General features: G+C 56.3%; 18 protein-coding genes and 4 pseudogenes. 14 read left to right on the forward strand and 8 right to left on the reverse strand.

Annotated elements, in window-relative coordinates:
• Positions 1-76: 76 nt before the first annotated feature.
• Positions 77-994, reverse strand: coding sequence for a YghX family hydrolase (yghX, locus tag AC0L7U_RS15385; RefSeq protein WP_473691880.1), 918 nt, complete (start codon positions 992-994; stop codon positions 77-79).
• 464 nt (positions 995-1458) lie between these two features.
• Between yghX and tyrS the strand changes: the two genes are divergently transcribed.
• Positions 1459-2739, forward strand: a complete 1281-nt coding sequence (gene tyrS, locus AC0L7U_RS15390) for a tyrosine--tRNA ligase (RefSeq protein WP_473691882.1) — start codon at positions 1459-1461, stop codon at positions 2737-2739.
• A gap of 164 nt (positions 2740-2903) precedes the next feature.
• On the opposite strand, the pseudogene AC0L7U_RS15395 reads toward tyrS, so the two are convergent.
• Positions 2904-3996 (reverse strand): annotated as a pseudogene (locus AC0L7U_RS15395) (DNA methyltransferase).
• Between the two features lie 555 nt (positions 3997-4551).
• On the opposite strand from AC0L7U_RS15395, the pseudogene AC0L7U_RS15400 reads away from it, so the two are divergent.
• Positions 4552-6043: pseudogene (locus AC0L7U_RS15400) on the forward strand (AMP nucleosidase).
• Positions 6044-6167: 124 nt separating this feature from the next.
• On the opposite strand, the gene bfr reads toward AC0L7U_RS15400, so the two are convergent.
• From bfr to mutY, 3 genes are all read right to left on the reverse strand, one after another.
• The gene (bfr, locus tag AC0L7U_RS15405) at positions 6168-6653 is read right to left on the reverse strand and encodes a bacterioferritin (protein WP_473691884.1); all 486 of its coding nucleotides are present in this window, start codon (positions 6651-6653) and stop codon (positions 6168-6170) included.
• Between the two features lie 252 nt (positions 6654-6905).
• The gene (locus AC0L7U_RS15410; protein WP_473691886.1) at positions 6906-7454 is read right to left on the reverse strand and encodes a 2OG-Fe(II) oxygenase; all 549 of its coding nucleotides are present in this window, start codon (positions 7452-7454) and stop codon (positions 6906-6908) included.
• A gap of 125 nt (positions 7455-7579) precedes the next feature.
• Positions 7580-8605, reverse strand: a complete 1026-nt coding sequence (gene mutY / locus AC0L7U_RS15415; RefSeq protein ID WP_473695860.1) for an A/G-specific adenine glycosylase — start codon at positions 8603-8605, stop codon at positions 7580-7582.
• 291 nt (positions 8606-8896) lie between these two features.
• Between mutY and AC0L7U_RS15420 the strand changes: the two genes are divergently transcribed.
• From AC0L7U_RS15420 to AC0L7U_RS15455, 8 genes and pseudogenes are all read left to right on the forward strand, one after another.
• Entirely contained in the window at positions 8897-9463 is a 567-nt protein-coding gene (locus AC0L7U_RS15420) for a DUF721 domain-containing protein (protein ID WP_473691888.1), read from the forward strand.
• A gap of 405 nt (positions 9464-9868) precedes the next feature.
• Entirely contained in the window at positions 9869-10519 is a 651-nt protein-coding gene (locus AC0L7U_RS15425) for a DsbA family protein (RefSeq protein ID WP_473695862.1), read from the forward strand.
• 165 nt (positions 10520-10684) lie between these two features.
• A pseudogene (smc, locus tag AC0L7U_RS15430) lies at positions 10685-14144 on the forward strand (chromosome segregation protein SMC).
• Between the two features lie 199 nt (positions 14145-14343).
• Positions 14344-14733, forward strand: a complete 390-nt coding sequence (locus AC0L7U_RS15435; protein ID WP_473691890.1) for an AtpZ/AtpI family protein — start codon at positions 14344-14346, stop codon at positions 14731-14733.
• A gap of 50 nt (positions 14734-14783) precedes the next feature.
• Positions 14784-15533: a F0F1 ATP synthase subunit A gene (locus AC0L7U_RS15440; RefSeq protein ID WP_473691892.1), complete on the forward strand. Its 750-nt coding sequence runs from the start codon at positions 14784-14786 to the stop codon at positions 15531-15533.
• A gap of 80 nt (positions 15534-15613) precedes the next feature.
• Positions 15614-15838 (forward strand): F0F1 ATP synthase subunit C, encoded by a 225-nt coding sequence (locus AC0L7U_RS15445; protein ID WP_473691894.1) that lies wholly within the window; start codon positions 15614-15616, stop codon positions 15836-15838.
• Between the two features lie 93 nt (positions 15839-15931).
• Positions 15932-16495 (forward strand): F0F1 ATP synthase subunit B, encoded by a 564-nt coding sequence (locus tag AC0L7U_RS15450; protein WP_473691896.1) that lies wholly within the window; start codon positions 15932-15934, stop codon positions 16493-16495.
• A gap of 10 nt (positions 16496-16505) precedes the next feature.
• Positions 16506-16985: a F0F1 ATP synthase subunit B family protein gene (locus AC0L7U_RS15455; RefSeq protein ID WP_473691898.1), complete on the forward strand. Its 480-nt coding sequence runs from the start codon at positions 16506-16508 to the stop codon at positions 16983-16985.
• Positions 16986-17197: 212 nt separating this feature from the next.
• Here the strand turns inward: AC0L7U_RS15455 and AC0L7U_RS15460 are convergent.
• Together AC0L7U_RS15460 and AC0L7U_RS15465 are read right to left on the reverse strand one after the other, a co-directional pair.
• Positions 17198-17855 (reverse strand): annotated as a pseudogene (locus tag AC0L7U_RS15460) (ribonuclease HII).
• A gap of 44 nt (positions 17856-17899) precedes the next feature.
• Entirely contained in the window at positions 17900-19045 is a 1146-nt protein-coding gene (locus AC0L7U_RS15465; RefSeq protein WP_473691900.1) for a PA0069 family radical SAM protein, read from the reverse strand.
• Positions 19046-19194: 149 nt separating this feature from the next.
• On the opposite strand from AC0L7U_RS15465, the gene AC0L7U_RS15470 reads away from it, so the two are divergent.
• Complete coding sequence (locus AC0L7U_RS15470; RefSeq protein ID WP_473691901.1) at positions 19195-19854, forward strand: glycosyltransferase family protein; 660 nt, start codon at positions 19195-19197, stop codon at positions 19852-19854.
• A gap of 46 nt (positions 19855-19900) precedes the next feature.
• On the opposite strand, the gene moaB is transcribed toward AC0L7U_RS15470, so the two are convergent.
• Entirely contained in the window at positions 19901-20461 is a 561-nt protein-coding gene (gene moaB / locus AC0L7U_RS15475; RefSeq protein WP_473691903.1) for a molybdenum cofactor biosynthesis protein B, read from the reverse strand.
• Positions 20462-20675: 214 nt separating this feature from the next.
• Here moaB and AC0L7U_RS15480 point away from each other — a divergent pair, with 214 nt between their 5' ends.
• From AC0L7U_RS15480 to AC0L7U_RS15490, 3 genes are all read left to right on the forward strand, one after another.
• Positions 20676-21920, forward strand: a complete 1245-nt coding sequence (locus AC0L7U_RS15480) for an aminotransferase-like domain-containing protein (RefSeq protein WP_473691905.1) — start codon at positions 20676-20678, stop codon at positions 21918-21920.
• Positions 21921-22041: 121 nt separating this feature from the next.
• The gene (locus AC0L7U_RS15485; protein ID WP_473691907.1) at positions 22042-22710 is read left to right on the forward strand and encodes a ceramidase domain-containing protein; all 669 of its coding nucleotides are present in this window, start codon (positions 22042-22044) and stop codon (positions 22708-22710) included.
• Positions 22711-22804: 94 nt separating this feature from the next.
• Positions 22805-25120 (forward strand): NADP-dependent malic enzyme, encoded by a 2316-nt coding sequence (locus AC0L7U_RS15490; protein WP_473691909.1) that lies wholly within the window; start codon positions 22805-22807, stop codon positions 25118-25120.
• Positions 25121-25368: the final 248 nt, after the last annotated feature.

The following is a 25368-nucleotide window of genomic DNA, read 5'->3' on the forward strand; positions in this document are numbered from 1 at the left end:
TCAAGGCAAGAGCCGTGCGACGCAAACGTCTTTTCAGTGCCGCGGATCGCACGGTGGGTGCTGACAACAATCTGCGTCAGGTGAGGTTTTTCTTGAAAAAAGTGATGGTGCGGTCTTCAGCAAGTTTGGCTGCGTTCGCGTCGTAGCGCGGTGTGGTGTCATTGTGAAAGCCATGGTTGACGCCCGGATAGATAAAGGCTTGATAGGTCTTGTCATTGGCTTTCAAAGCTGCCTCATAGGCTGGCCAGCCGGAGGTGATGCGCGTATCTAACTCGGCATATTGCAGCATCAGAGGTGCTTCGATGGCAGGCACATCTTCGGCTGAGGGCTGGCGACCATAGAAAGGTACGCCGGCGGAGAGCTCAGGGTAGGCGACGGCGATAGCATTAACGACACCGCCTCCATAACAGAAGCCGACCGCTCCGACCTTGCCTGTACAATCCTTCCGCGACAACAGGGTCTCGAAACCGGCGAAGAAGTCGTTCATCAGTTTGACCGGATCGACGGTACGCTGCAATTCGCGCCCCTTGTCGTCATTTCCCGGATAGCCGCCTACTGAGGTCAGCCCGTCCGGAGCCAGAGCCATGAATCCGGCCTTTGCCATACGCCGAGCAACGTCCTTGATATAGGGATTGAGGCCCCGATTTTCGTGAATGACGAGAATGGCGGGCAATGCTGTCGTGACGCCTGCCGGCCGCACCAGATAGCCGTTGACCGCGCCGTTTCCATCAGGAGACTGGTAGGTGATGTCCTGTGTTTCAATCGTCGGATCGTCAACAGCAACTTGTGCTGCAAAGGCGTAGTCGGGCGAAAGCTGGTCGAGCAGCAAAGCTGCCGTCACGCCGCCGATGGCAAACTTGGCAGCGCCATCGAGAAACTGGCGTTTGGTGATCTTCCCGTGGGCGTAGAAGTCATAGAGATCGAGCAATTCTTGCGGAAAATCTTTCGCCGTTTTGCGTGCAGGCTTGTCGGAGGTCGTGTCAAGGTCAGTCATGCTGCTTCTCCTGCTGGTGATGCGGTTGCAAGCTTCTTCAAGCTCTTGATCGCGTGCTGCACTGGGTCACCTTCACGCTAATGAGGATTTGTGTCGTCGACCAGACAGCTGGTGGCGACACACGCACTTGTGACAGGGTGACTGCTATGCAACCAACTTTTCAACACATCAAGAGATCGTTCAATTATGATTTTATATTTTATATTCAGAGACTTAGATCGTGAATGCTGTGTTTTTGAGGCTGTGAAAATTTTTATGGCTTGACTCTTTTTCAGCCTGCGGCAATTAATCTGCACATGACCAAGATCGCCTGCACCTCTTTTGTGTATTCCTATTACGTCACCGACATATTGGCGGCTGCGTAGGATCTTGTTCACCTTCTAGAACCTTCAAAAAGCCGCCGCGTCAGGCGGCTTTTTGGTTTCATGGCTCCCCTGACGGGCTCAACGTCAGGATCGCCTACAATGACCCTTCATTCTACGACTGAAACATCATCACCCACACGGGTGAAATCCGAAGCTCTGCAAGTGCTTCTGGAGCGTGGACTGCTGCATCAGTGCACTGATCTGGAGGCGCTTGACGCAAAGCTTGCGGCAGGGCCGGTAACGGCTTACCTCGGCTTTGATGCTACGGCGGCCAGTCTGCATGTTGGCCATCTCATGCCGCTGATGGCCATGCGCTGGCTTCAGAAACTCGGCCACCGCCCTATCATCGTCGTAGGGGGTGGAACCAGTCAGATCGGTGACCCAAGTTTTCGCAATGAAGCGCGTCCTATGCTGGAACAGCAGCAGATTGCCGCCAATATCGCCGGTATCCGCCATTCTGTTGATCGATTGATCGACATATCGTCGCGCAAAGGCGGGCAGGTTGTCGACAACGGTGAATGGTTGACCGAGTTCAAGTTCCTTGAGTTCCTGCGCCAATACGGGTCTCAGTTCACAGTCAACCGCATGATGACCTTCGATAGCGTGCGGTCGCGGCTTGAGGCGCAGGTGCCGCTGACGGTGTTGGAATTTTGCTACATGATGTTGCAGGCTGTTGATTTTCTGGAGCTGTCGCGCCGCATGGATTGCACCTTGCAGGTGGGCGGGTCGGATCAGTGGGGAAACATTGTCAACGGCGTCGAACTTGGGCGTAAGGGCGGCGAAAAGCAGCTTTTCGGTGTGACTGTTCCGCTGATTACCACGTCCAATGGCAAGAAGATGGGCAAGACGGCCGCAGGCGCTGTCTGGTTGCATCCTGAGCATCTGTCGGCATTTGCCTTCTGGCAATTCTGGCGCAACACGGCGGACGCTGATGTCGCACGGTTCCTGCGGCTTTTCACGGAAATTCCGATGCCGGAAGTGGTGCGCCTGTCAGCGTTGCAAGGGACGGAAACGAATGAAGCCAAGACGGTTCTGGCGAATGCCGTGACAACTCTGGTGCATGGCGCGGATCAGGCCCGTCACGCAGCCCGGCAAGGGGAGGCGCTTTTTGCGGGCAATGAAGTAGAAGCCTCCCCGACACATCATGTGCCAAGGGCCCGTCTGGCCGAAACGCTGGGCCTTCTGGAGCTTCTTGTCGCGACCGACTTTGCCACCTCCAATAGTGAGGCGCGTCGTCTGATCGAGGGAGGCGGTGTTCGTTTGAACGGGCAGATCATTGAAGACCCGCGACGGATCATCGGCATTGGCGATCTTGGTCCCTCTGACCGGTTGGTCGTCGCCGCTGGTCGCAGGCGCAAGGCGTTGGTTGCCTTCGGCTGATCAACACGGTGCCTGAGTGTGATGGGTTACACCAAGTAGCGCATTGGCAAAGAGATAAAAGCCTCGCCACCTTGCGGTTGACGGGGCTTTTATCTCAAAAGGCTTCGCGGGGGAGCGAGGTCTTTGACGGAAAAGGCCAAACCCTTGACGGGTTCGGCCCTGGGTTAGATCGGCATTTGCGCTCTGACTTCCTGGCGCAATGTGTCGATCGACAGGGTCTTGCGACCCTTAGCGCACATGCCAGTAGGTCCAGCCGTTGCAGGATGTCTGGCCTTGAACCAATGCACCCACCTTGTGAATAGAGCCGGTAAAATCTCCGCACCGCAGAGAGCCATCGGCTCGCACAATGGCGCGGTGCAGGCCCTTGGGACACGAGAGTTCGGCACCCGCGCTCAACAGACCGGCTTCGAGCAGATTGCCAAAGGGAATACGTCGTTCTGCGCGTTTGCCCTTCTGCGTATCGAGGATGTCGCCCGACCCGGCCTCGATCTGATCGAGACGTGCCTGGGCGGCGTCAATATAGTCCTGCTCACGCTCAACGCCGACAAAGTGACGGCCAAGTTTTTTGGCCACGGCGCCGGTTGTGCCCGTGCCGAAGAACGGGTCAAGCACCGTGTCACCCGGATTGGAGGAGGCAAGCAGCACCCGATAAAGCAGTGATTCAGGTTTTTGGGTCGGATGCACTTTCTGGCCATCGTCGCTCTTGAGCCTTTCAGAGCCCGTGCAAAGCGGCAGATGCCAGTCAGAGCGCATCTGGAGATCGTCGTTGAACGTCTTCAGAGCCTCGTAGTTGAAGGTTGCTTTGGCATCCTTCGACTTGGTCGCCCAGATGATCGTTTCATGCGCGTTGGTAAAACGCTTGCCCCGAAAATTTGGCATCGGATTGGCCTTCAGCCACACGATGTCGTTCATGATCCAGAAGCCGAGATCCTGGAGGATCGCGCCAACGCGGAAAATGTTGTGATAGGATCCGATCACATACAGAGAGCCATTGTCCTTCATCACGCGACGCACCGACAGAAGCCAGGCGCGGGTGAAATGGTCGTAGGCTTCGAAGCTTTCGAACTGATCCCAATGGTCGTCGCAAGCATCGACCTTCGAGTGATCCGGACGATGCAAATCGCCACCCAACTGTAGATTGTAGGGTGGGTCTGCAAACACCAGGTCAACCGACTTGGATGGCAGTTTGTTCAAGGCGGCTACACAGTCGCCCTTCATGATCGTGTCGAGCCAGCGCAGGAGTGCCTGTTTGCTCATCTGGGAGTTGGGGTGCCACGGCGGACACCCCGTTACGCTGTACTCTCATTGCGACGCAATACCTCACGCAATTTCGAGTGTCATGGTTACCGGTTTTGGTAAATCAGGAGTTAAGCTAAGATCATAAAAAGTACTATAGAATCAATAGTTTGTTTACCTACGTAAATGCTTTACAGGAGATTAAGTTTTGCGTTTCGCGAAACATCAGCAGTTTCAGGTGGTTTGAGGTGCAAGCGTGCCATCCTGGCACGTCGCTTCGGTTAATATGGCATGGAAAAATTTACCAAGTTTTTTTCTCGCAGAGACAAATACCCTTGAGCTTTCGACCATCTTAACCATGGTGGATCGCCGGGCTTGCCAACGCAGTCCTGAAAAGATGTCGGTTGGCGACCTTTCCAGCTTGTGCAAGACACATGCAGATGGCTTCATCCATTTGAGATTGTGAACCCGGCAGAATAGGGTTGGTTGGCGAGTGACTTGCGGGACATCTTAGTTCAACCGTGAGGTTCGCACCGATAAACAGGAGGAAGCATGTCCGACAAGGCGAGATCCGTAATGGGGACCGGCACTGCCGCGAAACCGATTTTGATGAGCCCTGGGTTTCCGCTTGAAAGTTTTATGGAGGCCGACAAGGCCGTTACGCGGCTTATCGAGATCTTCGAAACGAATACGGCTTTCCTGCGCGAAGCGTTTTTGCACCTGATTGCGGGCACTGCACCTCAGGGGCGCGTGCGCGCGTTTTATCCGCAGGTGCAACTGGTCACGGAAAGCCACTCCCGTCTCGACAGTCGCCTGGCGTTCGGCTTTGTTGCAGGTCCCGGTGTTCATGCCGCGACGATTACCCGGCCGGATCTGTTTCGCAGCTATCTGGAAGAGCAGATTGCCCTGCTCATCAAGAACCATGGCGTGCCCGTGCAAATCGGTGCGTCCGATACACCGATTCCGCTGCATTTTGCCTTTTACGATGGCACCCATGTGGAAGGGGCGCAGCCGCAGCGCAAATTGATATTCCGTTGGCTGATGTGTTTGACCTGCCGGATCTGACGGTGATGGACGATGCTATTGCCAATGGCACCTATGAGCCAACAGACGGTGTAATGCCGTTGGCCTCTTTCACGGCGCCACGGATCGACTATTCGCTGCACCGCTTGCAGCACTACACGGCAACGGCGGCAGAGCATTTTCAGAACTATGTGCTTTTCACGAACTATCAGTTTTATCTGGATGAATTCTGCACTCTGGCGCGCAAGCTTCTTGCGGACCCCGCCAATGGTTATGAAGCCTTTGTTGAACCGGGAAATCTGACAACACTTGTCGGCCCGGATCTGGAGCAGCAGGGGGGCTGCCGCCAAGCTGCCGCAGATGCCTGCCTATCACCTCAAGCGTCCAGATGGCTACGGCATCACCATGGTCAACATTGGCGTTGGCCCATCGAACGCCAAGACGATCACTGATCACGTGGCTGTTCTACGCCCTCATGCCTGTATTGATGCTCGGCCATTGTGCAGGACTGCGTAACAGCCAGCAGCTTGGTGATTATGTTCTGGCGCATGGTTATGTGCGTGAGGACAATGTGCTCGACAAAGATCTGCCGTCGTGGGTTCCGATCCCGCCTTTGGCCGAAGTTCAGGTGGCATTGGAAGATGCGGTTGCGGAAGTGACTGGCTACGACGGTTTTGATCTCAAGCGGGTCATGCGTACAGGCACTGTTGCCTCAGTTGATAATCGCAACTGGGAGCTTTGGGACCAGAAAGAGGTGGTTCAGCGGTTTTCGCAGTCACGCGCCATCGCACTGGACATGGAATCGGCGACCATTGCGGCCAATGGTTTTCGTTTTCGTGTGCCTTATGGCACGCTGCTCTGCGTCTCGGATAAGCCCTTGCATGGCGAACTGAAGCTGCCAGGCATGGCGACGGACTTCTACAAGAAGCAGGTGGCCCAACATCTGGAGATCGGGATAAAGGCACTTGTGAAACTGCGTGAGATGCCCGCTGAACGTTTGCATTCGCGCAAGCTGAGGAGCTTCGCCGAAACGGCATTCCAGTAAGGCGAGGGGGCTGCTTTCGTCTTCCCGACGGGATAGCAAGCATAAAAAACGCGGTCCAATGACCGCGTTTTTTTGAAACGAACCTTTGAGGCATGACAAGGGGCAGAACTTCGCCCGTTGTAATTTACTCGGCTTCGTCGGCAGACGCAGATTGAAGCTGGCCGTATTTTTCCACGCCCAGCTTTTCAAGCAGCTCAAGCTGTGTTTCGAGGAAGTCGATGTGGCCTTCCTCATCTGCGAGCAGCTCTTCGAAAAGCTTCATGCTGACGTAGTCGCCTTCGGCATGGCAGATCTCGCGGGCTTCCTTGTAGTTGTTGCGGGCGTCATACTCGCCAGCAAGGTCGCATTCCAGAACTTCCTTGATGTCCTGTCCGATGCGCAGCGGCGAAACTTTCTGCATGTTCGGATGGCCTTCCATGAAAATAATCCGGTCGGTCAGCTTGTCGGCATGGCCCATTTCTTCAATGGATTCAGCGCGCTCTTTTTGAGCCAGCTTCGTATAGCCCCAATCTGCGGTCAGGCGATAATGCAACCAGTACTGGTTGATCGCACCCAATTCGAGAAACAGAGCTTCATTCAGCCGGTCGATGACTTTCTGGCTGCCCTTCATGGCAATTGCCTCCTCTTGAGGTGTCTGGATAACTTACTTTAGAACTATTCTACTTTATAAGTCCAGCTCTGATGCAGGTCCTTTTGGAGTTTTTTGCATCCTGCAACGGCCATCGTCTGGATGGCACTTCAGCGCTGCTGCCCGATGGCCACTTCGGCGTGCGGATGTATCAAACCAAATTCTGCTGAGGGAGGGAAGATCTGAAAAGAGTGCTGCTGTGCAACACCCTACCGTCAAGATGTGCAAAAGGACTCATCGGAATTCCGGGCCATGGCTCCAGCATGTCAGGGAGTAGCGCAGGCCGCGTGTGACGGGCGCGACTTTGTGCAACATGAAACTGGCAAACAGCGTTGCCGCACCGATCTCGCGCGTCGCCGCGGAGGGGTGCCCGCCTTGGGAGATCTCCAGGTTGCCGCCCTCATAGGCGTCCATTTCCGAAAGTTGTGTCACGATCGTGAGCTTGCGGTGGCGTGCCAGTGGGCCGTCGCCTATGTCGGAATGCCAGTCGTAATGGCCTTGATTGTCTTCCGGGTAGCAGGCGACCTGAAGCCGTTCTCGGAAATCGGTAATATCAAAATGAAAGACATCGCGGTTGGAATCTGCCACTGCCTGCACGATCCGGTCCATCACCCAACCGGCGTTGCCTTGATCATCCAGCCAACTGATTTTGGCACGGCGAATATTGTCGTGGTTCTGCCCGCCAACGAGACCGCCCGGGGCAAGCTCTGCGGCCTGCCCCATACGAATGATTTCCTGTGTTTCCTGCTTGCTGAAAAGAGCGGGAATTGAATGTGTGAACATACGCTTTGAAAGCCCTGAGAGTTCTGAACCGATCAGTGTAAGCGGTAAGTTTCAGGGCTTTGCAACTGAATAGTGTGTCACCTGGCGTCTTATGAACCAACAAGACGCTCCGGCGTGGGGCGTCTTTACAGGGCCGCCTTGATGATCTTGCGCATGACAGTCGGCAGGGCTTCTCCGTCAAGATCTTCCGGCGGAGACCACCAGGCAGCGTCCGGCACACGCTTGGTTGGGTCTACATCGGCCCGAAAGACGGTCACTTCCAGATGAAAGTGGGTGAACGTATGCTTCACCACGCCTATCTTTTGTTTCCAGGCTGCATCGCAAGGAGCAAAGGGATCGGCGTCCTTCAGAAGGAAATCTTCGCTCCACGTTGAGCCGGGAACTTCGCTCATGCCGCCTAGCAATCCTTTTTCCGGACGCCGTTGCAAGAGGACCGCGCCATCGCTGTTGCGCACGGTGACAAAAGCAGCACCTTTGCGGGTTGGCTTTTGCTTCTTGGCTGCTTTGCGCGGCAGGGTTGCTTCACTGCCGGATGCGCGGGCCATGCACGGGGTCATCCAAGGGCAGAGCGCACAGGCTGGCCGCTTCGGAGTGCAGATCGTGGCCCCCAGATCCATGACGGCCTGAGCAAAATCGCCGGGCCGATCCTGCGGTGTCAGCGCGCTCATCTCCGCCTTGATCTCAGGCTTTGCGTCAGGCAGTGGGGTGTCGATTTCATAAAGGCGGCTCAGAACGCGCTCGACATTGCCATCGACGACGGCCGCATGCTGATTGAAGGCGATGGCTGCAATCGCTGCGGCTGTATAAGGGCCGATACCGGGCAGTGCCTGCAAGTCTGCTTCGGTGTGCGGAAACGTTCCGCCGTGCTCAGTGGCGACAACTTCGGCGCATTTTTTCAGATTGCGGGCGCGCGAATAATAGCCAAGACCGGCCCATGCCTTCATGACATCCTCATCGTCTGCCGCAGCCAGATCTTCGACACGGGGCCAAAGGCGAATGAACTTGAGGTAATACTCTTTTACCGCTGCAACGGTTGTTTGTTGCAGCATCACTTCGGACAGCCAGATGTGGTAGGGGTCGGCAACCTGACCAAGACGTCTGTCTTCCGGCAGAATGCGCCAGGAAGCGTTCTCGCGTGGCGGTCGTACCAGTCGAGCAAATCAACGGAATTCGGGCGCTCGGGCATGGTCTTGCTGGTTTGCATCCGTATTTTTTACGAGTATCGAAACAAAGGCTGGGGAAAACGGAGGCAATTGTAGAACGTGAATCTACCACCTCCCGTTTAGCCGTTTTTCTGACGCAATCCCTGTGGCATGATTCTGTATAGGTGATTTGCGCAATGCTTTTCGGCTCGGTTCAGGAGTAACGTCATTTCCAGCCCCGGAGCAAGAGCGCCAGTCGAGTTTACATCCAGGTCCACAAAAACCGGAAGTAAAACATCAATGGCTGTCGCGTCAGAAAAACGACCCAGAGTTCATAGCCTGTCGGAATTGATCGGCAAGGCAATGACTCCCGTGTGTCGAAAGCGCGGGTTTGCATCATCGGATATTCTTGCAAGCTGGTCGTCCATCGTGGGCGAGAAATACGGCGAACGGGTTCAGCCGGAACGACTCCTGTGGCCTCGTCTTCCCAAGGACAGCGTTGACGGCGCCTCGGAACCTGCAACCCTTGTGGTCCATACCGATGGACCGACGGCGTTGATGCTCTCCCACGAGATGCCGCAGATCATTGAGCGTATCAATCAGTTTTACGGCTGGCGTGCAGTCAACCGCATTCGCATCAACCAGAAGCCGGTGCAGCAAAAGCCGAAACCTGTTTCGAAGCAGTTGCGCAGCCTGAATGATCAGGAACGCGAACATATCAGTGAGTTGGTGAAAGACGTTGGCAATGAGCGCTTGAAGCGCGCCTTGACCAAATTGGGCGAGCAGGTCATTGCGCGCTCCGAAGCCGCTCGTGAGGATGATGCAGGCGCCAGTGTTGAATCCGGTCTTGCCCGCAAATCTGCCTGACGTTAGTGAGATCTGGTCTCTTTGAAATATCTCATGATTTTTCTATCGCTTGCACTGTAGCGCTGTTGCCTTGGGTGGGCGGAAGACATAGAACCTCCACCCCATCAAGTTAATGATATTTAAGATAGTAATGCTGCCAAAGACAGCGGCTTTGAGCTAGTATCTCGCTTATGAAGCATGTGAGGACATGGGTTTGTGAAGGCCTTTCAAGGGGCTTCGGAAGCGGTGAATGTGTCCTTCTGCTTCCAACAAGCGCCACAATTCGTGTGTTTGTTGGCTTGGAATACGCAAGGTTGGATGATGAACATATGTCTTGAAGGCGCGCTGCGACGCGCTGCCTTTCAGGATTTTGGCCCGGTTTTGAGCCAGTTCGCCCCAAGTGACCCAAAAGCAATGTTGCACAGGATGACGCCCGTGAAATTCTCCCGCCGCCAGTTTGTACTTTCCGCCACAGGTCTTGCGGTTGCCGCAGGTACGGCGACCCTGCCGATCTCAGCGTTTGCGGCCGAAAAGGTCAACGTCAAGGAGCTGATGAAGCCGAGCCCGCTCGGTGAAATGTCGCTTGGCAAGGCAGATGCGCCGGTGACCGTGATTGAGTATGCCTCGATGACCTGTACGCATTGCGCACATTTTGCGGATGTCACGTTCCCGAAGTTCAAGGAACAGTTCATCGACACGGGCAAGGTTCATTATATCCTGCGTGAATTCCCGCTTGATGCCGTTGCTGCTGCCGCCTTCATGCTGGCGCGCTGCGCACCGAAGGACAAGTACTTCGACATCGTTGAAGTGATGTTCAAGGATCAGGAAACCTGGGCGTTCACCAAGGATCCCTACAACTCCTTGAAGAAATTCTCCAAACAGCTTGGTTTCACCGATACGACGTTTGACGCCTGCCTGACCAACCAGAAGCTTCTGGATGGCGTGAACGCAGTGCGTGAGCAGGCGTCTAAGGATTTTGGCGTCAACGCAACGCCGACATTCTTCATCAATGGTGAAAAACATCCTGGTGCTTTGCCGCTCGATGAGTTGAGCAAGCTGATCAACGCCGATCTCTGATTGGGCATCAGGTCACATTTTAAAGACATGACGGACGGGTCGGGGAAATGGTCTCATTTCCCCGACCCGTCCGTGTTTTTGACAGGCTTCGGTTTTTATTTTCTATTGCCTGACGGATTTGTATAAGATTTCCTTGCCGAAGGTGGGGTTCCGGCTGGGGTTTTCATGAAGTTCTCCAAACTGCGCATTGTGGGGTTCAAGTCGTTTGTCGAACCGATGGAATTTGTCATCGGGACGGGGCTTACGGGTGTCGTTGGACCAAACGGTTGCGGCAAGTCGAACCTTGTTGAAGCTCTGCGCTGGGTGATGGGAGAAAACTCCTATAAGAACATGCGTGCCTCGGGCATGGATGATGTGATCTTTTCGGGCAATCAGAGCCGTCCGCAACGCAATGCTGCCGAAGTCACCGTTTTCCTCGACAATGAGGAGCGCACGGCACCTGCCGCGTTCAATGATGCCGATGCGCTGGAAATTTCACGGCGTATCGAGCGCGAGTCCGGGTCCAACTATAAGATCAATTCGCGCGATGTTCGCGCGCGTGACGTGCAACTGCTGTTCGCGGATGCATCTACCGGGGCGCGGTCGCCTTCGATGGTGCGGCAGGGGCAGATCGGTGAGCTGATTTCGGCCAAGCCGACGGCGCGGCGGCAAATTCTGGAAGAGGCCGCAGGGATTTCCGGCCTGCATTCGCGGCGCAAGGAAGCAGAAATCCGGCTGCGTGCCGCTGAACAGAATCTGGAGCGTCTGGAAGATGTTCTGGTGCAGATCGACAGCCAGCTCGACAATCTGCGCCGTCAGGCACGGCAGGCAACGCGTTATCGCAATCTCTCATCTGAGATCCGCACCTCTGAAGCAGCCATTCTGTATTTGCGCTGGTGCAAGGCGCGCGATGCGGTCAGCGAAAGCCAATCGGCTTTCAATGTGGCCCAGGCTCGGGTCGCCGAGGTTGCCGCGCATCAATCTGAAACGGCGAGAACGCAGGCAATTGCAGCCCATAAGCTGCCGGAACTGCGGGAAGCTGCGGCTACCGCGGGTGTCGTGGTGCAGCGTCTGGTGATCGCCCGCAATGAGCTTGAATCTGAAGAGCGCCGGGTCAAAGATCGGTTGCAGGATTTGAGCGGACGCCTTGGCGCAATTTGAAGAGGACATCGCTCGTGAAACCAGTCTGCGCGATGAGAATGATGAAGTTCTTGAACGACTCATGGAGGAGCGTGCCGAGCTTCTTGAATTGAATGAAACGGCACTTGAGCGCGGAGAAGATGCTCGCGAAAGGCTGGTGGGCGCAGAAGAGAGTGTCGCGGAAAAAGAAGGCCATCTGGCCGATTTGACGGCTCGTCAGGCGCAACAGGCCGCACAGCGTCAGCAGCTTGAGCGCCAACTTGAAGAGGCGCGCGGCCGTGCTCGCAAGGCAGAAGATCAGGCAGAACAGGCAAGGACTGCCTTGCAGGCAATCCAGGATGAAATGGCCGATCTTGAAGACCTGACGCCTTTTCGTGAAGCCCTTGAAGAGATTTCTGAACATCTGCAAGAGGCGGAAGGCGCGGTTGAGGTTGCGGAAGAGCGGACCGCGCAGGCGCGGGACACCGAACAGGCGTTACGAAGCCCATTGGCCGAGGCGGAGATGCATCTTTCTGCGCTGGAAACGGAAGCGCGCACGTTGCATCAGGTCTTGAGTCTTGGCTCGGGTACGGACTTCAAGCCCGTCGTCGACCACATGTCAGTTGAGCCGGGATATGAGGCTGCGCTCGGTGCAGCGCTTGGCGAGGATCTTGATGCGCCGCTGGATGAGGCAGCTCCGGTGCGTTGGGGGCAAGTCTTTGCTGTCTCCGGCGATCCCGCTTTGCCAGGGGGCGTAACGCCATTGGCAACATGGGTGCAGGCTCCGGAGGAACTGACGCGCCGTCTGGGTCAGATCGGGCTTGTTGCGGCAGATGCAGGGACGGCTTTGCAGGCGTCCCTCAAGCCCGGGCAGAGGCTGGTGTCGAAGGAAGGGCATCTGTGGCGGTGGGATGGGTTCGTGATTGAAGCCGATGCGCCAACGTCTGCGGCTCAGCGGTTGGCACAGCGTAATCGCTTGACCGAGTTGGATGGCTTGATCGAGATGGCGCAAGGTCTGGTCGAGGGGCAACGGCAGAAACTTGTCGCCGCCTCTGAGGCTGTGCGCACAAGTGTCGAGGCGGAGCAGGTAGCACGTAACCGTATCCGAACGTTGCAGAAGCAGGATACGGACGCACGAGACGCGTTGACGAAGGCAGAGCGGGCCTTCTCGCAAATCGCAAGTCGTCGGGAAACGGCGCAGGAGCGTGTTGAGCGCACGCTTGACGATGCAAACGAGGCACGGGAAGTCGTCGTGGAGCGCGAAGAGATTTTCGCCGAGGCTCAGGAGCAGACGGACCTTGGCGAGGAGATTGCCATTTTGCGTGGTGAGGTTGCCGAATCACGTGCGTCTCTTGCCGAATTGCGGTCGATCGTTGACGGCTTGTCGCGTGAAAAACAGATGCGGGACGCGCGTCTTCAGTCGATTTCCGGGGAATACGACCAGTGGCAGCGGCGAGTCGCCAACGCTGGCGAACAGATCCGGGTGCTCTCAGAGCGTCAGCAAGCCGCGCGTAACGAACAGGAAGAGCTGCTTGAAGCTCCTGATGACATAGAATTGAAGCGTCGTGATCTGCTGTCCGGAATTGCCGAGGCAGAAGACAGAAAAAAGCGCTGCGACGATCAATTGGTGCAGGCTGAGGCCGGTCAGAAAGAGGTGGATCGCCTGGCACGTGAGGCCATTGAGGCTTTGTCAGGCGCGCGCGAAGAACGGGTCCGTGCGGAAGAGCGATTGCAGGCCAATCAGGAGGCAAAACAGGGGCTTGAAGAGCGTGTCGAAGATGAATTGGAGGTTGCTGTCGCCGCTCTGCCGGAGATCGCCGGAATGCGCGATGGGGCGCCGCTGCCGGATCTGGAGGGGCTTGAGCGCAAGTTGACGCGGCTGAAAAGCGAGCGCGAGCGGCTTGGGGGCGTTAATCTTCGCGCTGATCAGGAACTTCAGGACATCGACGAGCAGAGGTCCACGCTGACCCATGAACGGGATGAATTGATCGAGGCAATCCGCCGTTTACGCGCCAGCATTGGTAATCTCAATCGGGAAGCGCGTGAGCGATTGCTGGCGTCTTTTGGTACGGTCAATGACCATTTTCAACGGCTTTTCACGCATCTTTTCGGCGGTGGCGCAGCGGAATTGCAGCTGATCGAATCGGATGATCCGTTGCAGGCTGGCTTGGAAATTCTGGCGCGGCCCCCCGGTAAAAAGCCGCAAACCATGACGCTTTTGTCAGGCGGTGAGCAGGCGTTGACTGCCATGGCGCTGATCTTTGCGGTCTTTTTGACGAACCCGGCACCGATCTGTGTGCTTGATGAGGTTGATGCGCCTTTGGATGATGCCAATGTCGAGCGCTACTGCAATCTGCTGGAAGATATGGCTTTGCGCACCGAGACAAGGTTTATCGTGATTACTCACAATCCGATCACAATGGCGAGAATGAACCGGCTTTTCGGCGTCACAATGGCGGAAAGAGGTGTCTCTCAACTGGTTTCTGTGGATCTAGAAACGGCAGAGAAGTTCCAGGACGTAGGGTAAGAGTTTGGTTTTTCCTATGAGGTCTTGAGCACTTGCGTTCTATTGCATTGCAGCTTGCATTTTTCCTCTCTGTGAAAGTAAAATCAAATCGTTATACTGATTTTGCCTTTCTTGACAGGGGGAGGGGTGACACTATGGTGCGCCTCGATTTGGGGGAGGTACTCCGGTCTTTCGGACGGAATTATGGTGAGGGGGCAGCATGGCGAAATCTCCACACAATAATGATGTGCCTGAGGACAGGCATGCCGTCCCGCAAGGAGACTTGTCGGAGCGACGGAAAAGACTGAGCCAGACCCTTGCGGGTTTGAAATCGTCTGAGGAGGAAGAAAACCGCCCAGATGATACACGTTCAGGCTATTCTCAGGCTGTCAAACTCTCGTCTGAGTTTATAGCTGGCGTTCTGGTTGGGGGAGGCATCGGCTGGGTCTTTGACCAGTGGCTGGGGACGTCGCCATTCGGGCTGATCGTCTTTTTGTTACTGGGCTTTGTCGCCGGGGTCTTGAATCTTCTAAGGTCAGCGGGTTATGTGGCTGAACCCGGAGAACAGGCCCGCGATCAGAACAACGCGGACGATAACTCCGTAAAGTGAACCGCACCTTCGGGTGCATGGCAACAAGAGCAAGCGCAGAAGGCTGACAGGTGTCGAACAATCCGATCCATCAGTTCCAGATTCACAAGATTTTCCCGATCGAGGTCGGGCATGTGGATCTTTCTTTCACCAACTCTTCGCTATTCATGATCGTGAGCGTTGCAATTGCATCCGCCTTTCTGATCCTGTCTACGAGCGGGCGTGGTCTCGTTCCGGGGCGCTGGCAGTCGCTCGCCGAGATGTCTTACGAATTTGTTGCCGGCATGCTGCGAAGTGCAGCGGGAACGGAAGGGATGAAATTCTTTCCCTTCGTGTTTTCGCTCTTCATGTTCGTGCTGGTGGGCAACTCTCTTGGCCTGTTTCCGTATTTCTTTACGGTCACGAGCCACATCATCATCACCTTCGCGCTGGCAATGCTCGTTATTCTGACGGTCATCATCTACGGCTTCATGCGTCACGGGTTGAAATTCTTTCAGCTTTTCGTGCCGGATGGCGTGCCGGTAGTCCTGTTGCCGCTGGTGGTTGCGATCGAAATCATTTCGTTCGTGTCCCGTCCGGTCAGCCTGTCTGTTCGTTTGTTCGCAAACATGCTGGCAGGTCACATCACCCTGAAGGTTTTCGCCGGGTTCGTCGGAACTCTGGGCACGTTTGGAGCAATCGGTGTGGCTGGTGCCATTCTGCCTCTCGGGATGACCGTTGCGCTGACCGCACTGGAATTTCTTGTCGCCTTCTTGCAGGCCTACGTTTTCACGGTTCTGACCTGCATGTATCTGAACGACGCAATTCACCCGTCGCACTAAGGCAAATATACAGTCATGCGGCAAAGCTTGTTTTGGTCGCTTGGTAAACTCTGCAAAAACACAATCTAGGAGCACGTGTCATGGAAGCAGAAGCAGCAAAATACATCGGCGCCGGTATCGCATGTCTCGGCATGGGCGGCTCGGCCATTGGTCTTGGAACTATCTTCGGTAGCTATCTCTCGGGCGCACTGCGCAATCCGAGTGCAGCAGACGGTCAGTTTGGCCGCCTCATCTTCGGCTTCGCCGTGACCGAAGCACTGGGCATCTTCTCCCTTCTGGTTGCCCTGATCCTTCTCTTCGTCTGATCATCTTCTCGTTGATCAGCGAGACATGACGTGTTTCCGGCGGCGGCGCCGGATTAAAGCGCCGCCAAGCCCGGACCATGGAGAGAGTAAGAAATGGCAAGCCAAACCCATTCTAGTACAGACGGCACACACGCTTCGGTTGGCGTGCCTGGACAGGAGCACGGAGGGCACAGCTTTCCGCCGTTCGACAGCTCGACCTTCGCGTCGCAGATCCTGTGGCTGGCCATTGCATTTGGTCTGCTGTACTGGATCATGAAAAACGTGGCCCTGCCGCGGATTTCTGGGATCCTTGAAGATCGCCGTGATCGCATCGCGGGTGATATCTCCGAGGCAAACCGCCTGAAGCAGGAAACCGATGCGGTTATCGAAGAGTACGAACAGGCTCTTTCTGAGGCACGGTCCAAGGCTCACGGCATTGCGCTGGATACGCGCAACAAGGTGAAGGCAGAAATCGCGGCGCGCCGCGAGAAGGCAGACGCCGAAATTTCTGCAAAAATCTCGGAAGCCGAGGCAAAGATCAACGCCGTCAAGGATGAAGCTCTGACCCACGTCGATGAAATCGCCACCGAGACGACGTCCGTTCTCGTGAAGCGTTTGATTGGCAAGGCTCCGACCAAGACGGATCTTTCAAAGGCGCTGAAAGCGTCGTTGAACTGAGGAGGCGACCATGGATGCAACGTTTTTTGCCTTAGTCGCCTTTGCGATCTTTATTGGCGTCCTGATCAAATACAAGGTTCCGGGCACGCTTACGGGCATGCTGGACACGCGAGCTGATACAATCCGCAAGGAGCTGGATGAGGCGCGCCGTTTGCGCGAAGAAGCCCAGACCCTTCTTGCTGAATACCAGCGCAAGCGTCATGAAGCGGAAGCCGAAGCAGAGGCCATTGTGGCTGAAGCCAAGAGCGAAGCCGAAATGTTGGCACGTGAAGCGAACAAGGACCTTGAAGAGTTGATCGCACGCCGGTCGAAGGCCGCGGAAGCCAAGATCGCGCAGGCTGAAACGCAGGCTGTCGCAGAAGTCCGTTCCAGGGCTGCCGAGATTTCGGCGCAGGCTGCGAAAGAAATTCTGACGCAGAAGGTCAAGGACAAGGTCGCAGATGATATCTTGTCGCAGAGTATCGAAGAAGTGAAAGCCAAGCTCAACTGAGCCAAAGCGACATTTCACTGCGAACGATTTTAAAACGACCCTTCGGGGTCGTTTTTTTATGTCCGCAGTTTCAGTCCTGATCGGGTTGGATAAGCCATCCTGTGCGACGTGCCGCGGGTCTTATGCATCAGGTCTATCTGGGCTGCCAGAGAAACGTAAAGCGTTTGATGGATCGACAGGGTTGCGTATAGGACCATCCTGTGGCCACTTGGTCACTCTTCGTTGGCGAGCCGCACGGGCTTGAACGACAAGCGATGATGACGGCTCGGACCATGCTGCTTGAGCGTGAGCTGGTGTCGTGGCACGCCATAGCCCTTGTGGCTGGCAAATTCATAGGCCGGCTCATGACCAGCGAGACGGACCATCATGCGGTCACGCAGCACCTTTGCGATGATTGAGGCAGCGGCGACAGCCAGAGCAACGTCCGTCTCCCTTGATGAGAAACTGACCAGGACAGGGCAGTCCCGGCGGGACATCGCGACCATCAATGATGACGTGACGTGGCTGTGTCGGCAGCGCGTTGACGGCGCGTGTCATCGCGGCCAGCGTTGCGGCACGAATGTTGTGCCGATCAATGCTAGAAGGTGAGGCGCTGGCAATGCCGACTGCGGCAGAGCACATGATCTTGTCGAAGAGGGTCTCGCGACGGGCTTCGGTCAGCTTTTTGGAATCATTCAGCCCGTCAGGCAGCCTGTCATAATCGAGAATGACGGCAGCGGTCACCACCGGGCCTGCCCATGGCCCACGCCCGGCCTCGTCCACTCCCGCAAGCAACATGCTGAACTGTGCCGCATGGCGTCGCTCCAATATCTCGTTGGGACTGTCGTCAAAAGCAAGGTCGAAAAGGCAGGCGGAGGCTGAAGAAGTCATGCCGTGACAATGCCAAGAGCGTACCGCCGCGGCAAGCGCATGGTTCAGAAAAGATCAAGCTGCACACCGCCCTTTTGCGGCGAGACAAAAAGCTCCGTGTTCAAGCGGCGCTTGCGTTGGTTCAGTCCCAGCCGCTTGGCAGCCAGAGTAAAGCGCTTGGCAATCTGCTCTGCATAGGGTCCGCTGCCACGCATGCGCTGGCTCCAGTCGGCATCATAATCCTTGCCACCGCGCATGGAGCGCACGAGGTTCATGACATGTTGATAGCGTCCCGGGTGTTCGCGCAGCAACCAGTCGCGGAACAGCTCTGACACTTCATGCGGCAAGCGCAGCAACACGAAACCGGCACTCTCAATGCCCTGCTCATGGGCAGCGGTGAGGATGGCCTCAATCTCGCTGTCGTTCAGCGCTGGAATGACAGGGGCAACCATGACGGAGGTTGGAATCCCTGCCTCGCTCAGTTCCTTGATGGCGGCAAGGCGCTTGTGCGGCGCGGAGGCGCGTGGCTCCATTGATCGGCTCAGGCGATTGTCGAGCGAGGTGATCGACAATCCCACACGTACCAGATTGCGCTCTGCCATGTCGGCCAGAATGTCTTTGTCGCGGCACACGAGCGCCGACTTGGTGACGATGGCGACCGGATGATTGACGCGGTTTAGAACCTCCAGAATCTCACGCATGATTTCATACTGGCGCTCAATGGGCTGATACGGGTCTGTGTTCGTGCCAATGGCAATGGGGCGCACCGTGTAGCCGGGACGTGACAGTTCGCGTTCCAAAAGCTCGGCGGCGTTGGGCTTGGCGAATAATTTGGTTTCAAAGTCCAGCCCGGCAGACAGCCCCATGTGGCCATGCGTTGGACGGGCAAAACAATAGATGCACCCATGCTCGCAGCCCCGATAAGGGTTGATCGACCGGTCGAAGGGAATATCGGGAGAGCTGTTGCGCGTTATGATGGTACGCGCCTTTTCCGTCTGCACATGGGTCTTGAGCGCAGGCAGATCGTGAAGGCTGTCCCAGCCGTCGTCGACAGGTTCGGCCGCCAGTTTTTCGAAGCGCCCGGCCATATTGAGACCCGCGCCGCGTCCCGAGCGTCGTTCGGCCGCGATTGACGTCGAGGCGTGGGGGATTTCTCGTGCAGTTTCAGGCGCAAACGCAGGGGCGTTAATGGGATGTGCCGGTGCCGGCATGATGTTCCTCGTTTCGAAAAAATGAGAACGTAACAGGAACATGTGTTAAAAACGAAACGAATGCAATCAACCTTTTGTCGCCATCAAGAAAAAAACAGATACAACTCAGAGTCATGATTAGCGTGATTGTTTCGACACAGAACTCAGAAGTGAAGCTTGCCCACACGTTGGCCTCCCTGGTTTCAGCGGCAGCGGAAGGTGTTGTCCGGGATGTCGTGGTGGTCGACGGCGGTGCATCAGATGAAACGGAAATGGTTGCCGATGCGGCCGGGTGTGAGTACCTGCGCGTTCCCGGCAGTCGCGGACAACGTTTCATGCATGGCGCTGAAGCCTCGTCGCGCGGCGAATGGCTGTTGTTCCTGAGCGCTGAGACCGTTCTGGACGTGGGGTGGCATCAGGAAGTCTGCAAGTTACTGGAGCGGCTGGAGCGCTCCGGCAAGGCGCACCGAAGTGCGGCGGCTTTTCGGCTGCGCCTCGATGCCTTTGGTGCCCGCGCCAGACTGATCGAGTTCGCATCGCTTGCGCGCGCGCGTCTCACGGGTGGGTCGGACCGGCGACAGGGCCTTTTGATTTCGCGCCGTTTCTACAATGAGTTGGGGGGGCATCGGCCCTTGCCGGAAATGGAAGACCTCGATCTTTTGAAGCGCATCGGTCGCCGCCGTCTGGTGTTCCTGCATTCTGCGGCCATCTGCTCGGAAGAGGGGAATGAACCCGTTGGAGGGGTGACCGCACTACGTCGCCATGTGGCGCGCTTTTGTGTGGGCACCTTGCGGCTCCCCTCGCATTTCTTCATACGTTTGCATGGTTGAGTGAGCCGGCAAGCGCGATTGCCTGAAGGGGCCTGCCGTTTCAAACTCAGTTCGACGATTGCAGCTTGCCGCGTTTCAGGTGTTCATCCAGACGCGGCATGATCTCGACGAAATTGCAGGGCATATGGCGATAGTCGAGCTGCCATTTCAGGATTTCGTCCCAGCCATCCTTACAAGCACCTGTCGAACCCGGCAGCGCGAAGATATAAGTTGCGCCCGCCACTCCGCCTGTGGCGCGGGATTGAATGGTCGATGTGCCGATCTTTTCATAAGAAATCTGATGAAATAAATGCGAAAAGCCCTCCATGCGCTTTTCAAACAGTGGCTCCAGCGCCTCAGGTGTCACGTCGCGACCGGTAAACCCGGTGCCTCCAGTGGTAATGACCACATCAACCTGCGTGTCTCTGATCCAGCCTTGAACGACAGCGCGAATGGCGTCCATATCGTCAGGTGCAATCTGGCGATCATGAAGTGTATGACCCGCATCTTGGATGCGTTGCGCCAGAGTGTCGCCAGATCGGTCGTCTGCAAGCGTGCGTGTGTCGGATACGCTCAACACCGCGATGCGCAACGGCACAAAAGGGCGACTTGCATCAATTTTCGTCATCTTCATCTCCATTTTGCATCATCTTATGCGAGCTGGTTCTCAATGTCGCGTTTTCCGCTAGGTTCATTGTTCTTTTCGTAAAATTGCGAGAAACGTCTTTTTAGAGAAATTATCAAAAAAAATAGGGCAGGAATATTGACCTTATGTTGTTCTCGTGTTTTTGTCCTTCTTACGATGTGGCGCGGCCACTTGAATAAAAAAAGGTCAATTCCCCATGACAGACTGGACAACATTGTTCGCAGAACGATCGCAGCGAATGAGCGCGTCCGAAATCCGCGAGCTGCTGAAACTTCTTGCTCAACCCGACATCATTTCGTTTGCCGGTGGAATTCCAGATGCGAACCTGTTTCCGAAGGATGCTTTTGAAGCCGCTTACGCGAACATCTTCGCTTCTGAGGAGTGGCGCAATGGCTTGCAGTATTCGCCAAGTGAAGGCCATGCCCCGCTGCGCGAATGGATTGCAGAGCGGATGGAAAAGCTCGGCGTGCCATGCTCTCCTGACAATATCCTGATCACGTCAGGGTGTCAGCAGGCGCTGGATTATCTCGGCAAGATCTTGCTGTCGACGAATGACACGGCGCTGGTGGGCTGGCCCACGTATCTGGGGGCCTTGGGGGCTTTCAATGCGTATGAGCCGCGTTACGACCGGCTGCTGCCGTTCCGCAACGAGGGGTCGGAGGATATGACTGCGGCGGCGGCGGCTGCTGGCGGGCGGATTAAGTTCAGCTATGTGTCGCCTGACTTCGCCAACCCGACCGGCGAAACGCTGACGCTTGCAGAACGCTCCAGTCTTCTGGATGAAGCACATGCCCTTGGCATTGCCGTTGTCGAAGATGCAGCCTATCAGGATCTGCGTTACGAGGGAGAAACTCTGCCGTCCTTGCTGGCGCTCGACATGGCGCGCAACAATATGGACATCGACGCCACTCGCACCGTCTATTGCGGCAGTTTCTCCAAGACCATGTCGCCGGGACTGCGGTTGGGCTGGGTCTGTGCCTCGAAGGAATTGATCTCAAGACTGGTCCTGGTCAAGCAGGCGGCGGATCTCAATTCCTCGGCGATGAACCAGATTGCGCTGTCCAATGTCTTGCGTGACGTTTTTGACGATCAGGTTGCGAAAATCCGCAAGGCATACAAGAAACGTCTTGATCTGATGCTAGATGCGCTCGCCAAGCACATGCCGGAAGGTGTCTCCTGGAGCCGACCTGAAGGCGGCATGTTCATCTGGGCAACTCTGCCGGATCATATCAATGCAGGCGAGCTTCTGGCTCAGTCTCTGGTGTCCGCCAAAGTGGCGTTTGTTCCAGGTGCAGCCTTCTTCGCAGACGGTTCGGGTACGAACACGCTGCGTCTGAACTTCACCTGTCCGCCTGAAAATATCGAGCCGGGCATTGCGGCATTGGCAAACACCATCCGGCAGACGCTGGAGACGGCGCAGCCGTTATCTGAAGCGGTTTGATCGGCGAAGACAGTCCGTCGAAAACATGGGGCGCGCCCGTCAAGATTTTCTGGTGCGCCCGTGATCGTGAACAAGGCCGACCCTGCCGAACTGGAGCAGGGCTCTTTGGAAGGAGGAGGTCTTGGACCTCTGGCGTCACTACGACGGGTATTGTGAAAGACTGGGTCCAGGGTTCTGGGCAGAGCCATTGAATGCGGCGAGCAATGCGGCCTTTCTGGTTGCGGCGCTTGGCGCGTTTTTGCTATGGCGGCGTTACGCGCCCCGCGATGGTCTTGCGCTGGCGCTGATCCTTGTGGTGCTGATCACCGGCTTCGGCTCGTTTCTGTTTCATACATTTGCCACGGGCTGGGCCATGTTGGCCGACGTCATTCCGATCGCGGTTTTTATCAACATCTATCTGTTTGCCAGCCTGCATCGCTATGTGGGGGTGAGGCAATGGCGCGCGCTGGCGGTGACCTTGATCTTTTTCGCCCTGTCACCCCTGCTAGCCATGCAGTTATCTGCCGTTTTCGGCTCGTCTTCCGGCTATATTCCGGCACTTCTGGCTTTGTTCGCCATAGGCGTGGTGTGTTGGCGGCGCCATCGACAGGTGTCTGTGGCGCTGCTGTCAGTGGCGGCGCTGTTTACCGTATCGATCACCATGCGCGCGCTGGATGCGTCAATCTGCGCGCAAGTTCCGGTCGGGACACATTTTCTATGGCATATTCTTAATGCTGCCGTTCTCTTTTGTCTTCTTGCCCTTCTCATTTGGCATCGCGGCGTTTACACCGTGCGCTCAAGCTGTGAATGATGGTGTGAGGACGGTTTCGGCAAGGCTGCCTCAAGCAGGGCAGCAAACGTCCTGACGGGATGGAATTCGACTGAGGAAAGGCTGTGGACTGAGTATGAGCGACAAAAAGCCAAGCGGAAGCGATCTGACGGAGGCCGCGCTTCACTTCCACCGCTATCCGCGCCCCGGGAAGCTGGAAATCCGCGCGACCAAGCCACTCGGCAACCAGCGTGATCTGGCACTCGCCTATTCTCCCGGCGTTGCAGCGCCTTGTGAAGAGATTGCCATCGACCCGTCGAAGGCTGCGGACTACACGTCTCGCGGAAATCTCGTCGCCGTCATTTCCAATGGCACCGCCGTGCTCGGTCTTGGGGCGATCGGCCCGTTGGCCTCGAAGCCGGTGATGGAGGGCAAGGCTGTCCTCTTCAAGAAATTCGCTGATATTGATGTGTTCGACATTGAAGTTGATGAGACAGACGTGGATCGGTTCGTCAATGCAGTGGCTGCACTTGAGCCGACCTTTGGCGGCATCAACCTGGAAGACATCAAGGCCCCAGAATGCTTCATGATCGAAGACATTCTGCGCAAGCGCCTCAATATTCCGGTTTTTCATGACGATCAGCATGGCACGGCGATCATTGTCGGTGCGGCTGTGATCAACGGTCTGGAACTCGCCGGGAAAAACATTTCCGAAGCCAAGATCGTTGCCTCCGGGGCAGGTGCTGCCGCACTTGCCTGCCTGAACATGCTGGTCTCGCTGGGGGCCAGGGTGGAAAACATCTGGGTGTCGGACATCGAGGGTGTGGTCTATGAAGGCCGCGAAGTCCTGATGGATCCATGGAAGAGCAAGTTCTCTCAAAAGACCGATGCCCGTCATCTCGGCGATGTCGTTGATGGCGCGGATGTCTTCCTTGGGCTTTCGGCCGCAGGCGTCTTGAAACCGGAAATGGTTGCCAAGATGGCCGACCGGCCATTGATCATGGCGCTGGCCAATCCGCGCCCGGAAATCATGCCCGATGATGCGCTGGCTGTGCGCTCCGATGTGATGATGTGTACGGGCCGTTCGGATTTCCCGAACCAGGTGAACAACGTTCTCTGCTTCCCTTACATTTTCCGTGGTGCGCTGGATGTCGGGGCCACCAGCATCAACGAGGAAATGAAGCGCGCTGCCGTTCACGCCATTGCGGGGCTGGCACGGGAAGAGCCATCTGATGAAGCTGCGCAGTCTTATGGTGGCATCACGCAGACTTTTGGCCCAAGCTATCTGATCCCGACGCCCTTCGATCAGCGTTTGATTTTGCGCGTGGCACCGGCGGTGGCAAGGGCTGCCATTGAAACTGGTGTCGCGACCCGTCCGATCGAGGACTGGGATGCGTATATGGACCAGCTCAACCGGTTCGTATTCCGCTCTGGGTTGGTGATGAAGCCGATTTTCCGCGCGGCGACAGAAGATCCCAAGCGCATCATTTTTGCCGAAGGGGAAGACGAGCGCGCCTTGCGCGCGGCTCAGGTCGTTCTGGAAGACAAGACCGCCGTGCCGATCCTTGTTGGCCGACCCGATGTTATTGAAAACCGATGCGAGCGGTTTGGTCTCAAGGTGCGTCCGGGCGTTCATTTTGAATGTATCAACCCGGAAGACGATCCCCGGTATCGGGATTATGTCGACGAGTATTTCGCTTGTGTCGGCCGTCGTGGTGTTGCGCCAAGCAGCGCCCGGACCGTAGTGCGTACCAACAACACGGTGATTGCCGCTCTCGCAGTGCGTCGTGGAGATGCCGATGCCTTGATCTGCGGCATGGAAGGCAGCTACATGGAGCACCTTCGCGATATCAACCAGATCATTGGGCGGAGTGAGGGCGTGCGCCAGCTTTCTGCCCTGTCGCTGTTGATCAACAGTCAGGGCGCGCTATTCCTGACGGACACGCTGGTTTCTGACAATCCGAATGCGTCGGAAATAGCTGAAATGGCCACGCTGGCCGCGAAGGAAATTCGTCGCTTTGGCATTCAGCCCAAAGCGGCCTTGTTGTCGAAGTCGAATTTCGGCTCGCGGGATACGGAAAGCTCACGCAAGATGCGCGACGCCTTGCAGATCCTGTGGGAGACCTGCCCGGATCTGGAAGTTGATGGTGAAATGCATGGCGATTCGGCTCTCAGCGAGCCGCTGCGCGAGCGTGTGATGCCGGACAGCCGCCTGAAAGGCGAGGCCAACTTGCTGTTGTTCCCGAACCTTGATGCGGCGAATATCTCGCTCAACCTGTTGAAGGTGGCAACGGAAGCGCTTCACGTTGGGCCGATCCTGCTGGGCACTGCGCAGCCTGCACACATCATTACGCCGTCGGTGACTGCTCGCGGTGTCGTCAACATGGCGACACTGGCCTGTGTGCAGGCTCAAGCGCATGTGCAGGCTGCCGCAACCACTGCTGAAGAGTGAGCGCCTTCATCTGAAGGACCGCACCAGACATGAAAACGGGCTGGCCTTTTATCAGGCTGGCCCGTTTCGTCAGGAGGGAGTGGTTAAGCCGTTAGACGCAGACGGATTGCCGCGTCTAACAGGCAGGAAGATCTGCTCCGACCATTTGAAACGCATTTGGCTTCACACCTTAAAGCAGCGCTCCAGTTTGCTAAGATGCCTAAGGTGAGGGGGCTGTGCATCTGTTCAGACGTCGTAAAGAAACTGGA

The sequence above is a fragment of the Roseibium sp. 10G30-5 genome (genome assembly GCF_055809635.1).